We start from the raw sequence: 11,814 nt of genomic DNA, 5'->3' as shown, positions 1-11,814 counted from the left end.
AAGCTACAAGCGCCTGTCGCCGCGCCCGACCAGATTGACCGAAGCCGAGAACCCCATGCCCGACGCTCCCGACCACATCGTCTTCGACCGGGCGCTCCTCGACCGCCGCCGCCGGCGCTGGCACGCGGCCGCGACCTCCGACAGCCCGCGCTTCCTTCTGAAGGCCATCGCCGCCGAACTCGCCGACCGGCTGTCGCTGGTCGACCGCAAGTTCGAGACCGCCGTCGATCTCGGCGGCCATACCGGCGAGATGGCGCGCTTTCTGGAACAGGGCGGCCAGGCCGGCCGCGTCCTGCGCATCGAACGCCTGCCCGCCCTTCTCGGCGACAGCCCCATGGCCGTCGTCGGCGACGAGGAGATGCTGCCGCTGGCCGCCGAGAGCGTCGACCTGATCGTCTCGACCCTGTCGCTGCACTTGACCAACGACACGCCCGGCGCCCTCGTGCAGCTGCGGCGCGCGCTGAAGCCCGACGGGCTCTTCCTCTGCGCGCTTCTGGGCGGCGGCACGCTCAACGAATTGCGCGCCTCGCTGTTTGCGGCGGAGGCCGAACTCCTCGGCGGCGTGTCGCCGCGCGTCGCGCCCTTCGCCGACGTGCGCGATGCCGGCGGTCTCCTGCAGCGGGCCGGCTTCGCCCTGCCGGTGACCGACCAGGACCGGCTGACGGTGCGCTACGATTCCCTGTTCGAACTGATGGCCGATCTGCGCGCCATGGGCATGGCCAACATGCTGGTCGAGCGCTCCCGCCGCCCCGCCTCGCGCCGGCTGTTCCTGCGCGCCGCCGAAATCTACGCCGAACGCTTCTCCGATCCGGACGGGCGCATCCGCGCGACCTTCGACATCATCTACCTTTCCGGCTGGCGCCCGCATGAAAGCCAGCAGAAGCCCCTCAAGCCCGGCAGCGCCAGGGCAAGCCTTGCCGACGCCCTGAAGGATCGCTCCGACAAGCTGTAGGCGGCGACGGCGTCGCGGGCGCGGACACTCTTCGAGGATGGCGTCCTTCTAGAAGCCGTGTTGCCGAAGCGCGTGGGCGATGCCGCGCTTCAACGATCCCTCCTTGTAGGGAAAGGCGGCGAAGAAATGCGCACGCGAGAGGCCGCTGCGCCGGTTGCGGACATCCCGCGCCCAGGCGGCCGCTTCCCGGCTGTCGCCGTTCAACTCGCGCGCCACCAGCGCGATCAGGGCAATCAGCACATGGGCCCCGGGCGCCCGCGCCGCCCGATCGCCCCAGACCGCCGCCTCGGCGGTCTGGCTGCGGCTGAGGCAGATCAGCGCCCAGGTCCCGAGCATGGCATAGCGGAACGGGTCCAGCGGGCTCAGCGCCAGCGCGCGATCGACATTGTCGCTGCCGTCGAGATTGCGTTCGGTGATCGTATCGGCCCATGCCCGCGCATAGAAACCCTGCGCGTAATTGGGGCTGAGCTCGGTCGACCGGTCGAGCCAGGGCAGGCTGGCGTCGATGTCGCCCGCCAGCCAGAACGACCGGCCCAGGGCGAAATTCGCGAAGGGATCGACCGGGTCCAGCTCGACGCTGCGCTCGGCACATCGCCGCGCCTCGGCCCGGTCGTGCTTGCGGTCGCCATAACGCAGGAACGCCCCCTGGAAATTGGCGGAGGACAGGCCCGCATATCCCCGTGCAAAGCGCGGCTCCTTCTCGATCGCCAGGGCGAACAGGTTCGTTGCGGCCGCATTGTCCTGTCGATTGAAGCGATAGAGATGCTTCAGCCCGAGATGGTAGGCCGCCCAGGCGTCGAGGTTCTCCGGGCCCGAAAGGGTCGCCAGGCTGGCCTCGTTCAGCGGGATCCGGACCTCCAGGGCGGCGACCACCTCCGCCACCACCCTCGCCCGCACGGCATGCACGTCGTCGATCTTCGCATCGATGTGATCGCCCCACAGGATGCTGCCGCTGCGCGTGTCGACCAGTTCGACGATGATCGTGATCGAAGAGCCGAAGATCTCGACGATCCCCGAGAGGCAATAGCCGACATTCAGGAGGCGGCCGATCTCGTCGACATCGACCTTGGGCGTGCGGAACCGGAAGGACGAGCCGCGGGCGATGACGTCGAGCCAGCGCAGCCTTGAGAGCGAGGCGATCAGATCATGCGCCACCGCCTCGCCGATGGCTCCATAGGCCCCCGGCGTGCCGATCGCGCGGAACGGCAGCACGGCGATCGACGGCCGGCCCGCGGGCAGGCCGCGTGTCGCGCTGTCCACCGGGTCGGCGGCAGCCGGCGGCGCGACGACGATCGCCACCTCGCCGACGAAGCGGATGCCGCGCCCGTGCAGCGTGCGGATCAGGCGCTGCTGGCGTCCGTCGTCGCCCAGCGCCCGCCGGGCCGACTTGATCCGGCTGGACACCGCGGCGTCGGACACGGCCCGTCCGTCCCAGATCTTCTCGACGATCTCCTCCTTGGAGACCATGCGCTCGGAATTCTCGACGAGAAGCAGGAGCAGGGCAAAGACCTGCGGCTCCACCGCGACGGGCTGGCCGTCGCGTCGCAATTCGCCCTTCATGGGCTCGAGTTCGAACGGTTCGAAGACGTATCGCATCGACCTGCCTTGCGGGCAGCGTAACCCGGCGGGAGCCTAGCACATCTCCACGAAATCTCCGGGCGCTCTCCACGCCGCCTTCCAGCATCGGCTCGCGGCGCGCGCTAAGCCGTATGGGTCGGCCCGGTCCGACTGCAGCCGACCTCAAGCAATGGAGAACGGATATGCCGCTTGTCGATATTCAACTCATCAAGGGCGTCTTCACGCCGGAGCAGAAGAAGGAGATGATCGAAACGGTCACCGATGCCATGGTCAGGATCGAGGGCGAAGCGATGCGCGGCGTCACCTGGGTCCGGATCCAGGAGCTGGCCAGCGGCGAATGGGGCATCGGCGGCAAGGCGATCACGACCAACGACATCCTGGCGATGCAGTCCGCGAGCGCGCTCGAACACGCCTGACGCAGGACGACGCCGGACATGACAGGACGGCACCGCTTCCGGCGGTGCTGTCCTCGCATGCCAGGGTCGGAGCGCGGAATGCGATCATACCGGCGCGGGCCTGCCTGCTCCCCTGGGGGTGGGCGCGGCGCCGATCCGCCCTGCCCCCGCGCAGCGATCAGCCGCCGCTCCGGGCTCCGCCGTCGAAGATCGCGGTGAGATCGGCGTCGTCCAGCCGGCGGATCGCGCCGGGCGCGAGGTCGGCCGGCAGGCTCAGGCCGCCGACGGATTCGCGGTGCAGCGCCTCGACATGGTTGCCCGTCGCCGCGAACATCCGGCGCACCTGGTGGTAGCGGCCCTCGTGCATCTTGAGTACCGCCTCCTGCGGTCCCACGACCTCCAGCTCCGCCGGCGCCAGCGGCTTCTCCTCGCCCTCCAGCATCAGCGTGCCCGCGGCGAATAGCGCGGCCTCGTCGCCGGTCATCGGCCGGGCCAGATGCACGCGATAGCGCTTGGCGACATGGCGCTTCGGCGAGATGATGCGATGCAGGAGCTTGCCGTCGTCGGTCATCAGCAGGAGGCCGGAGGTCTCCTTGTCGAGCCGGCCGACCGTCGAGATGGCGGGGTCGCGCCGGCGCCAGCGCTGCGGCAGGAGATCGTAGACCAGTGGTCCCGCCTCCTTGTGCGAGCAGGTCACGCCGAGCGGCTTGTGCAGCATCAGCGCGAAGCCGGGCAAGGGATCGAGCGCCTCGCCATCGACCACCAGCCGCGCCTCCAGATCGGGCGTCAGCGCGATCCGTTTGTCGGCGTCGTGGTAGGCGGCGCCGTCGAGCCGGATGCGACCGTTCTTCGCCAGCATCTGGATCTCGCGCCGCGAGGCGTAGCCCATATTGGCCAGCAGCCGGTCGAGCCGCGATGTCGGCGTCTTGCTCACTTGCGCGCCTCGAAGATCTTGTAGCCGGCCTCGTCGGCCAGCGGCTTCACGCTCCTGAAGCTGGTTCGCAGCACCTCTTCATAGGGCATGTGCCGGTTGGCCACGAGATACAGCGTGCCGGAGCGGCGCAGCATCCGCCCCGCGGCCGTGATGAAGGCCTGGCCGAGCCCGCGATCCTCGATCCCCTCGCTGTGGAAGGGCGGGTTCGAGACGATGAAGTGGAGATCGCCCAGCGCCGTTTCGCGGGCGTCGGCCCAGACGAAGCGTGCCCGCGGATCGGTGACGTTGACCTTCGACGCCTCGACGGCGCGGCGGTCGATCTCGACCAGCGTCAGTTCCTCGACCGCCGGGGACGCCAGGACGGCCTGCGACAGGACGCCCAGACCGGCGCCCAGATCGGCGCCGCGGCCGGCGAGCTTCGGCAGATGGCGCAGCAGCAGCGAGGTTCCCGGATCGACCCGGTTCCACGAGAAGATCCCCGGCTGGGAGCGCAGCCCGATCTCCTCGACCGTGACGGGCGCGCCCGCCGCGATGGCGTCTTCCAGGCCGTGCAGCGTCTCCGGCCGCACCAGCGAACAGACGCGCTGGCGCGACTTGTAATGCTCGGCGATTTCGCATCCGAAGGCTTCCAGCTCGCCGCGCAGTCGCTGGCCGCCCTTGTCCTTGGCCGCCAGCACCGTCATCGCGCCGCCGGGCGCCAACGTGCGCAGGGCATGGGCCAGCACGAAGCGCCGCTCGATCGAGCCGGGGGGCGCGGCGATCACCAGTTCGGCGAAGGCCGCATCGGGCTGGGCCTCCAGCGCCTCGGCGCCGGGCCGCAGCGGCGACAGCTGCACGGCGCCGGCCGGCACGTCCACGAGACTGGAAAGCGGCGCGCCATAGACGGCGCTGCGCGGCGAGGGGGAAGGATCAAGTTTCGTCACCGCCGTGCCATAGCAGCTTTGCCGCCCCGGCAAAAAGCGGTTTGGCGACAGAACCGCGCTGGCGGTACGGGCCTGGATCGGCCGGATCGCATCGAAAGCATGGCGAAGGTGTCCAACCGTCCCTGCGGCGTGCCTCTCGCCTGCGCGCCGAATGCCCTCAGCAGCTGCCGAGGCGGCGGCCGTCGGCGTAGATCACGCAAGGCGCGGCATCGGCCGGCTGCAGGACGCTGCGGCGGAGCGTGTATTCGCTGGACTTGGCGACGGAGCCCGTCGCCATCATGTCGAGATCGGGACGATTGTCGCCGGCCACATAGCTGGCGCTGCGCTCGGCGATCGGCGGCACCAGCAGCGACAGGAACACCGCCAGAGCGCCGAACAGCAGTGTCGCACGGAACAGACCGGTGCCTGCCGCCGGGATGTCCGACGCCGGCTCCTCGATCCGATCTTCGTGCCTGTCGATCGTGCGCATGGTCCCCTCGCAAGGCGGAAGTGAGGGTCCGATCATGCCAGTGGATGGTGAAGGAGCCCTTAAGCCGGCGATGCGCGCCACAGTGCACCCGGTCTTGGGCCGCGCCACCTCCCCGCCGAAGCCCCGGCGGGACGGCTCAGAGCAGTTCGATCAGATGCGGGATCAACGGCTCGTCGGCCGGCGGCATCGGATAGTCGCGCAATTGTGCCGGCCGGACCCATTTCAGCCGCTGGCCCTCACGCGGCATGGCGATGCCCTCGTAGCGCCGGCAGACATAGAGCGGCATCAGGAGGTGGAAGTCGTCATAGGAATGGCTGGCAAAGGTCAGCGGCGCCAGGCACGCCGCCTTCGTCTCGATGCCCAGTTCCTCGCGCAGTTCGCGGATCAGCGTCGCCTCGGGCGTCTCGCCCGGCTCGAGCTTGCCGCCGGGAAACTCCCACAGGCCAGCCAGCGCCTTGCCGGCGGGCCGTTCGGCGATGAGGATGCGGCCGTCGGAATCGACCAGCGCACAGGCGACGACCAGCAGCAGGCGCTGCCCCGGCCCGCTCACGCGCCGCCGCCCGGCGGGGCGCGGTAGACGTAGCGATAGGCCTCGTTGAAGCCGAGCGAACGATAGAGCGACAGCCCGGCCGCATTGTCGGCCTCGACCTGTACCCAGGCGGTCTTGGCGCCCTTGTGGGCGGTATAGCGCAGCGCCGTCTTGACGAGGTCGCGGCCGACGCCGCGCTGGCGCTCCGTGCGGTGCACGGCGACGTCGAGCAGGCCGGCCAGATCGTTGTCGTGGATCGCCAGCGCCACGGCGACCGGCGAGCCGTCCTTGTTCTCGCGGATGAACAGCCCTGTCGGCGGGCGGATCGATTCCAGCACCCCGGTCAGGCCCGAGCGCAGTGCGGCCGCGCGCTCATGTACCGCCAGGCTCGCCTCGACATAGCGGCTCATGTCGCGGATCGGGATGCGATCCACCTGCCCGGCGAGGTCGAGACTGTCGAGATCGGCGGTCATCACCAGGGATTCGTCGAAGCGCGACCAGCCCTTCTCGTCGAGATGGGCGACGAGGTCGGGCGGGGCCAGCGGCGACTGGCGGACCATGATCGAGCGGCGATGCTCGGCAAAGGTCTTGGCCGCCCGCTGCAGGCGCGAAGGAATGTCGGAATTGTCGGACGGGTCGAGCGGATTGACGGAGTTCAGCCGCTTGGCCGGGAACGAGGCGGTGACGCGCACCGCCCAGGTGCCGTCGAACCCGGTCGAGGAGGCGGGCCAGGCGCGAAAGCCCGCCGCCTCCAGGCGTCGCACCACGGCCAGCTGCCGCATCTTCTCAGCTTCGGTAATCGCCATTGATCGCGACATATTCCTTGGTGAGATCGCAGGTATAGACGGTCCAGCGCCCCTGCCCGAGGCCGAGATCGACCCGGATCGGGATTTCGGCGTGGCGCATGACGGCCGCCGCGGCGTCTTCGGAATAGTCCGGGTCGCGCTCGCCGTCGACCGCGACGCGGATGTCGCCGAAATGGATCGCCAGCCGGTCGCGGTCGGCTTCCTCGCCGGCCTTGCCGACGGCCATGACCACGCGGCCCCAATTGGCGTCCTCGCCGGCGACGGCGGTCTTGACCAGCGGCGAATTGGCGATCGACAGGGCGATGCGCTTGGCCGCCGCGTCGCTGGTCGCGCCCTCGACGGTGACCTGGATCTCCTTGCGGGCGCCCTCGCCGTCCCGTGCCACCTGCCGGGCGAGATCGAGAAGCAGCTCGCTCAGCGCCACGCGGAAACCGTCGAGCCGCGGATCGTCGGCGGTCTCGATCGTAGCGCCGCCGCGCGCCGCGGCCGCGCCGGTGGCGAACAGCAGCAGCGTGTCGGAGGTCGAGGTGTCGCTGTCCACCGTCACCGAATTGAAGCTCGGCGCGACGGCTTCCGTGAGCATCGCCTGCAAGGCCGGCGCGGCGATCGCCGCGTCGGTCGCCACGAAGGACAGCATCGTCGCCATGTCGGGGGCGATCATGCCGGCGCCCTTGGCGATGCCGTTGATCGTCACCGTCACCCCGTCGATCGCCACCTGGCGAGTGGCGAGCTTGGGATAGGTGTCGGTGGTCATGATCGCGTCGGCCGCAGAGCGCCAGCCATCGGCGCCCGCCGTTTCCGCAAGACCTGCCAGCAGGCCGGTGAACTTGTGGGCGTCGAGCGGCTCGCCGATCACCCCGGTCGAGGCCAGGAACACCTCGCGCGGCGTCGCACCCACGGCGTCGGCGGCGGCCTCGGCTGTCGCCTCCGTCGCCTGCCGGCCGCGGCGGCCGGTGAAGGCGTTGGCATTGCCGGAATTGACCACGACGGCCCGCGCCGTGCCGCCGGAAAGGCTTGCCCGGCAATGGTCGACCGGGGCCGACGGGCAGCGCGAGGTGGTGAAGACGCCCGCGACCGCGGCCGGCGCGTCGAACACCATCATCAGGACGTCGGTGCGCCCCTTGTACTTGATCCCCGCCGCGGCCGTGGCGATGCGCATGCCGTCGATCGGCGGCAGCGCAGCCAGTTCCGTGGGGGCGAGAGGCGAGACCGGGGTGGACTGGGCCATGGGGATCGCCGACCGCTTACTGCTCGGCGGGCGCGGCCGGAGCGGCCGCGGGATCCATCGACTTCTCCAGCGCCTCGACCTGGCTCTTCATCGCCGGGTCGACATATTCGACCGGCAGCTCGTCGCGGGCCTTCTGGACGAGGCCCATATATTTCTCGCGCAGCACGACCTGGCGGACCTGGTCCTTCACCGCGTCGAATTCGGGCTTCGGCGCCTCGCGCTTCTCCTCGACCTTGATCACGTGCCAGCCGAACTGGGTCTGGACCGGCTCCTTGGTGTAGGTGCCCGGCTCCATGGTGAAGGCCACCTTCTCGAATTCCGGCACCATCTGGCCGGCGCTGAAGAAGCCCAGGTCACCGCCCTCGGGGCCCGACGGACCGGTGGAGCTTTCCTTGGCGAGCTCGACGAAGTCGGCGCCGCCGTCGAGCTTGCCGATCACCGCCTTGGCCTCTTCCTCGGTCTTCAGGAGGATGTGGCGGGCATGGACCTCTTCGGTCGCCGGCATCGCCGCGACTTCCTTGTCGAAGCGCGCCTTCAGCTCCTCCTCGGTGATGTTGGCGACGCCGTTGCGGGCGAAATAGGCGTTGTGCAGCGTGCGCTCGCGCAGGAAGTCGATCTGCGCGGCGACCTCGGGATCGTCCTGCAGCGTCTCGGCCTCGGCCTGGCGAGCCAGCACCTTGATGTCGATCAGCGCCGACAGGACGGCGAGCTTGCGCTGGTCGGCCGGCAGGCGGGCGAACTGCTCGCCGACCTCGGCCGCGGCCGCCTTCAGGTCGCGCTCGGTGATCTCTTCCGATCCGACCCGGGCGACGACGTCCTCGTCGGCGGCATGGGCAGCGGTGCCGAATGCGGCGAAGACCAGCGCGCCGGCCAGAAGGGTCGAACGAAAAGCGGTGTTCATGGCAAAGAACGTCCTTGCGATAGCGTTGGATGGGCAGTCCGAGGGAACGGGAGAGAGGGCCGAAGGTGCCTGCGGCAAGAGATGCAGCCGCTTCTGTTCGTCCCGCCTCGACGGCGCGGTCGCCTCCCGGGCGCGCCGTTGACATCGGTTTGGCCCCCTCTTATCTCTCGCGCCAACCGAAAGTCCAGCCGACTTCCGCAAAGTTTGAAGCCTCCCGAAATTCTGCAAGTTGGTAGGATCGGTGGCATCGGCCTGCAAGCCGGCCACGGCATCGACGGTGCGATATCTTTTGGAAGGACCGGTTATGGTCAGTATTGGCGGGCTCGCCCGTAAGTTGTTGGGTTCGGCGAACGACCGGGTCGTTCGACGCTACGACGCCCGGGTCAAGGCGGTCGCGGCACGCGAAGCCGACATCGCCGCCCTCACCGACGACGAGCTGCGGGCGCGGACCGAGACGTTCCGCAGCGAGATCGCCGCCGGCAAGACCGTCGACGATCTGTTGATCGAGGCCTTCGCCGTGGTGCGCGAGGGCGCCAAGCGTGCCCTCGGCATGCGCCATTTCGACGTCCAGATGATCGGCGGCATGGTGCTCAATTCGGGCGCCATCGCCGAGATGAAGACCGGCGAAGGCAAGACCCTCGTCGCCACCCTCGCCGTCTATCTGAACGCGCTCGAGGGCAAGGGCGTCCACGTCGTCACCGTCAACGACTACCTCGCCCGCCGCGACGCGGAATGGATGGGGCGTCTCTACCGCTTCCTCGGCCTGACCGTCGGCATCATCGTCCACGGCATGTCCGACGAGGAGCGCCGCGCGGCCTATGCCTGCGACGTCACCTACGCGACGAACAACGAGCTCGGCTTCGACTATCTGCGCGACAACATGAAGTACGAGCGCAGCCAGATGGTCCAGCGCGGCCATCGCTACGCCATCGTCGACGAGGTCGATTCGATCCTCATCGACGAGGCGCGCACGCCGCTGATCATCTCCGGTCCGCTCGACGACCGGTCCGAGCTCTACATGACGATCGACGGGTTCATCCCGCAGCTCGACAAGAGCGACTACGACATCGACGAGAAGCAGCGCACGGTGACCTTCACCGAGGACGGCACCGAGAAGCTGGAGCGGCTTCTGGAGGCCGCCGGCCATCTCGTCGGCGATTCGCTCTACGACATCGAGAACGTCGCCATCGTCCACCACGTCAACAACGCATTGAAGGCCCACGCGCTGTTCCAGCGCGACAAGGACTACATCGTGCGCAACGACGAAGTGGTCATCATCGACGAGTTCACCGGCCGCATGATGCCGGGCCGCCGCTTCTCGGAAGGCCTGCACCAGGCGCTGGAAGCCAAGGAAGGCGTGACCGTCCAGCCCGAGAACCAGACGCTGGCCTCGATCACCTTCCAGAACTATTTCCGCATGTACGACAAGCTGGCCGGCATGACCGGCACGGCCCAGACGGAAGCGGCCGAGTTCGGCGACATCTACGGCCTGGACGTCATCGAGATCCCGACCAACCTGCCGATCCAGCGCATCGACGAGGACGACGAGGTCTACCGCACGGTCGAGGAGAAGTTCCGGGCGATCAGCCGCGAGATCCAGGACTGCGCCAAGCGCGGCCAGCCGATCCTCGTCGGCACGACCTCGATCGAGAAGTCCGAGCTTCTGGCCGAGCGCCTGCGCAAGGATGGGCTCAAGGACTTCCAGGTCCTCAACGCCCGCTACCACGAGCAGGAGGCCTATATCGTCAGCCAGGCCGGCGTGCCGGGCGCGGTGACGATCGCCACCAACATGGCCGGCCGCGGCACCGACATCCAGCTCGGCGGCAATGCCGAGATGCGCATCGACCGCGAACTCGCCGACATGGCCGAGGGACCGGAGCGCACCGCCAGGGAAGAGGCCATCAAGGCCGACATCAAGCGGCTGAAGGAAATCGCCATCGAGGCCGGCGGCCTCTACGTGCTGGCCACCGAGCGCCACGAAAGCCGGCGCATCGACAACCAGCTGCGCGGCCGCTCCGGCCGCCAGGGCGATCCGGGCCGCTCCAAGTTCTATTTGTCCCTGCAGGACGACCTGATGCGCATCTTCGGGTCCGACCGCATGGATTCGATGCTGACCAAGCTGGGTCTCAAGGAGGACGAGGCCATTGTCCATCCGTGGATCAACAAGGCGCTGGAAAAGGCCCAGAAGAAGGTCGAGGCGCGCAATTTCGACATCCGCAAGAACCTGTTGAAATACGACGACGTGATGAACGATCAGCGTCGCGTCATCTTCGAGCAGCGCATCGAGCTGATGGATTCCGAGGAACTCGACGAGGCCGTGGCGGACATGCGCCACGCCACGATCGAGGGCATCGTCTCGCGTCACATTCCGGAAAAGGCCTATCCCGAGCAGTGGGAGACCGAGGCTTTGAAGGCGGAGACGCTGGAATACCTCAATCTCGACCTGCCGATCACGGAATGGGCGAACGAGGAAGGCATCGCCGAGGACGACATCCGCGAGCGCATCCGCGAGCATGCCGACCGCGCCGCCGCCGAGAAGGCCGAGCGCTTCGGCCCGCAGGTGATGACCTATGTCCAGCGCAACATCGTCCTGCAGACGCTGGACGCCCTGTGGCGCGAGCATCTGGTCAATCTCGACCATCTGCGTTCGGTCGTCGGCTTCCGCGGCTACGCCCAGCGCGATCCGCTGAACGAGTACAAGTCGGAATCCTTCGAGCTGTTCGAGGCGATGCTGGGCAATCTGCGCGAGCGCACCACTTCGCAGCTCACCCGGGTCGAGATCGTCCAGCCGGAGCAGCGCCAGCCGGCGCCGCAGGTCCCGCCGATGGAGGCGCATCATGTCGACGCCACGACCGGCGTGGACGAGATGGGCGATGGCGCCGCGCGGCTGACCGCCAACTTCACCCCGGCCGCCGCCGACGGCCTGCGCCGCGATCCGGAGAACCCGGACAGCTGGGGCCAGGTCGGCCGCAACGAGCCCTGCCCCTGCGGGTCCGGCAAGAAGTTCAAGCACTGCCACGGCGCCTTCGTCTGAGGCAGACCGCAGCGACACATCGAGGCCGCCGGATCCGAAAGGTCCGGCGGCCTTTTTCGTGCCTT

At 68.6% G+C, this 11,814-nt stretch carries 11 protein-coding genes; 3 read left to right on the top strand and 8 right to left on the bottom strand.

Features of this window, described 5'->3' with window-relative positions; all coding sequences use genetic code 11:
• The first annotated feature begins 55 nt into the window (after positions 1-55).
• A complete protein-coding gene (locus tag J3367_RS09550) occupies positions 56-952 on the top strand; it encodes a methyltransferase domain-containing protein (protein ID WP_024349897.1) in 897 nt (298 codons plus the stop codon).
• 48 nt (positions 953-1,000) lie between these two features.
• On the opposite strand, the gene J3367_RS09545 is transcribed toward J3367_RS09550, so the two are convergent.
• Positions 1,001-2,548: a winged helix-turn-helix domain-containing protein gene (locus tag J3367_RS09545; RefSeq protein WP_024349896.1), complete on the bottom strand. Its 1,548-nt coding sequence runs from the start codon at positions 2,546-2,548 to the stop codon at positions 1,001-1,003.
• Positions 2,549-2,712: 164 nt separating this feature from the next.
• On the opposite strand from J3367_RS09545, the gene J3367_RS09540 reads away from it, so the two are divergent.
• Positions 2,713-2,946: a tautomerase family protein gene (locus J3367_RS09540; RefSeq protein ID WP_024349895.1), complete on the top strand. Its 234-nt coding sequence runs from the start codon at positions 2,713-2,715 to the stop codon at positions 2,944-2,946.
• Positions 2,947-3,103: 157 nt separating this feature from the next.
• On the opposite strand, the gene J3367_RS09535 is transcribed toward J3367_RS09540, so the two are convergent.
• The 7 genes from J3367_RS09535 to J3367_RS09505 form a co-directional block, all read right to left on the bottom strand.
• Positions 3,104-3,859 (bottom strand): pseudouridine synthase, encoded by a 756-nt coding sequence (locus tag J3367_RS09535; protein WP_421460762.1) that lies wholly within the window; start codon positions 3,857-3,859, stop codon positions 3,104-3,106.
• The gene (locus tag J3367_RS09530; RefSeq protein WP_024349893.1) at positions 3,856-4,782 is read right to left on the bottom strand and encodes a class I SAM-dependent methyltransferase; all 927 of its coding nucleotides are present in this window, start codon (positions 4,780-4,782) and stop codon (positions 3,856-3,858) included. The genes J3367_RS09535 and J3367_RS09530 overlap by 4 nt, the downstream gene beginning before the upstream one ends.
• 157 nt (positions 4,783-4,939) lie before the next feature.
• Complete coding sequence (locus J3367_RS09525) at positions 4,940-5,251, bottom strand: hypothetical protein (RefSeq protein WP_024349892.1); 312 nt, start codon at positions 5,249-5,251, stop codon at positions 4,940-4,942.
• A 136-nt stretch (positions 5,252-5,387) separates the two neighbouring features.
• Positions 5,388-5,801 (bottom strand): (deoxy)nucleoside triphosphate pyrophosphohydrolase, encoded by a 414-nt coding sequence (locus tag J3367_RS09520; protein WP_009210710.1) that lies wholly within the window; start codon positions 5,799-5,801, stop codon positions 5,388-5,390.
• Complete coding sequence (locus tag J3367_RS09515) at positions 5,798-6,586, bottom strand: GNAT family N-acetyltransferase (RefSeq protein WP_421460759.1); 789 nt, start codon at positions 6,584-6,586, stop codon at positions 5,798-5,800. Before J3367_RS09515 ends, J3367_RS09520 begins: the two co-directional genes overlap by 4 nt.
• The gene (gene argJ / locus J3367_RS09510; protein WP_024349890.1) at positions 6,567-7,814 is read right to left on the bottom strand and encodes a bifunctional glutamate N-acetyltransferase/amino-acid acetyltransferase ArgJ; all 1,248 of its coding nucleotides are present in this window, start codon (positions 7,812-7,814) and stop codon (positions 6,567-6,569) included. The genes J3367_RS09515 and argJ overlap by 20 nt, the downstream gene beginning before the upstream one ends.
• Positions 7,815-7,830: 16 nt before the next feature.
• A complete protein-coding gene (locus J3367_RS09505; protein WP_244495381.1) occupies positions 7,831-8,715 on the bottom strand; it encodes a peptidylprolyl isomerase in 885 nt (294 codons plus the stop codon).
• Positions 8,716-9,019: 304 nt separating this feature from the next.
• On the opposite strand from J3367_RS09505, the gene secA reads away from it, so the two are divergent.
• Positions 9,020-11,749, top strand: a complete 2,730-nt coding sequence (gene secA, locus J3367_RS09500) for a preprotein translocase subunit SecA (RefSeq protein WP_024349888.1) — start codon at positions 9,020-9,022, stop codon at positions 11,747-11,749.
• The last annotated feature ends 65 nt before the right edge of the window (positions 11,750-11,814 follow it).

Origin of the sequence: Aurantimonas sp. NFXS3, from assembly GCF_049132005.1 — a bacterium.
GTDB classification, from domain to species: domain Bacteria; phylum Pseudomonadota; class Alphaproteobacteria; order Rhizobiales; family Rhizobiaceae; genus Aurantimonas; species Aurantimonas coralicida.
This window is presented reverse-complemented; position numbering and strand designations above follow the sequence as displayed.

What these genes read in the sequence shown, in the direction of transcription:
- J3367_RS09550 (WP_024349897.1), top strand. Translation starts at nt 56, where the DNA reads ATGCCCGACGCTCCCGACCACATCGTCTTCGACCGGGCGCTCCTCGAC.
- J3367_RS09545 (WP_024349896.1), bottom strand. Translation starts at nt 2,548, where the DNA reads ATGCGATACGTCTTCGAACCGTTCGAACTCGAGCCCATGAAGGGCGAA.
- J3367_RS09540 (WP_024349895.1), top strand. Translation starts at nt 2,713, where the DNA reads ATGCCGCTTGTCGATATTCAACTCATCAAGGGCGTCTTCACGCCGGAG.
- argJ (WP_024349890.1), bottom strand. Translation starts at nt 7,814, where the DNA reads ATGGCCCAGTCCACCCCGGTCTCGCCTCTCGCCCCCACGGAACTGGCT.
- J3367_RS09505 (WP_244495381.1), bottom strand. Translation starts at nt 8,715, where the DNA reads ATGAACACCGCTTTTCGTTCGACCCTTCTGGCCGGCGCGCTGGTCTTC.
- J3367_RS09525 (WP_024349892.1), bottom strand. Translation starts at nt 5,251, where the DNA reads ATGCGCACGATCGACAGGCACGAAGATCGGATCGAGGAGCCGGCGTCG.
- secA (WP_024349888.1), top strand. Translation starts at nt 9,020, where the DNA reads ATGGTCAGTATTGGCGGGCTCGCCCGTAAGTTGTTGGGTTCGGCGAAC.
- J3367_RS09515 (WP_421460759.1), bottom strand. Translation starts at nt 6,586, where the DNA reads ATGGCGATTACCGAAGCTGAGAAGATGCGGCAGCTGGCCGTGGTGCGA.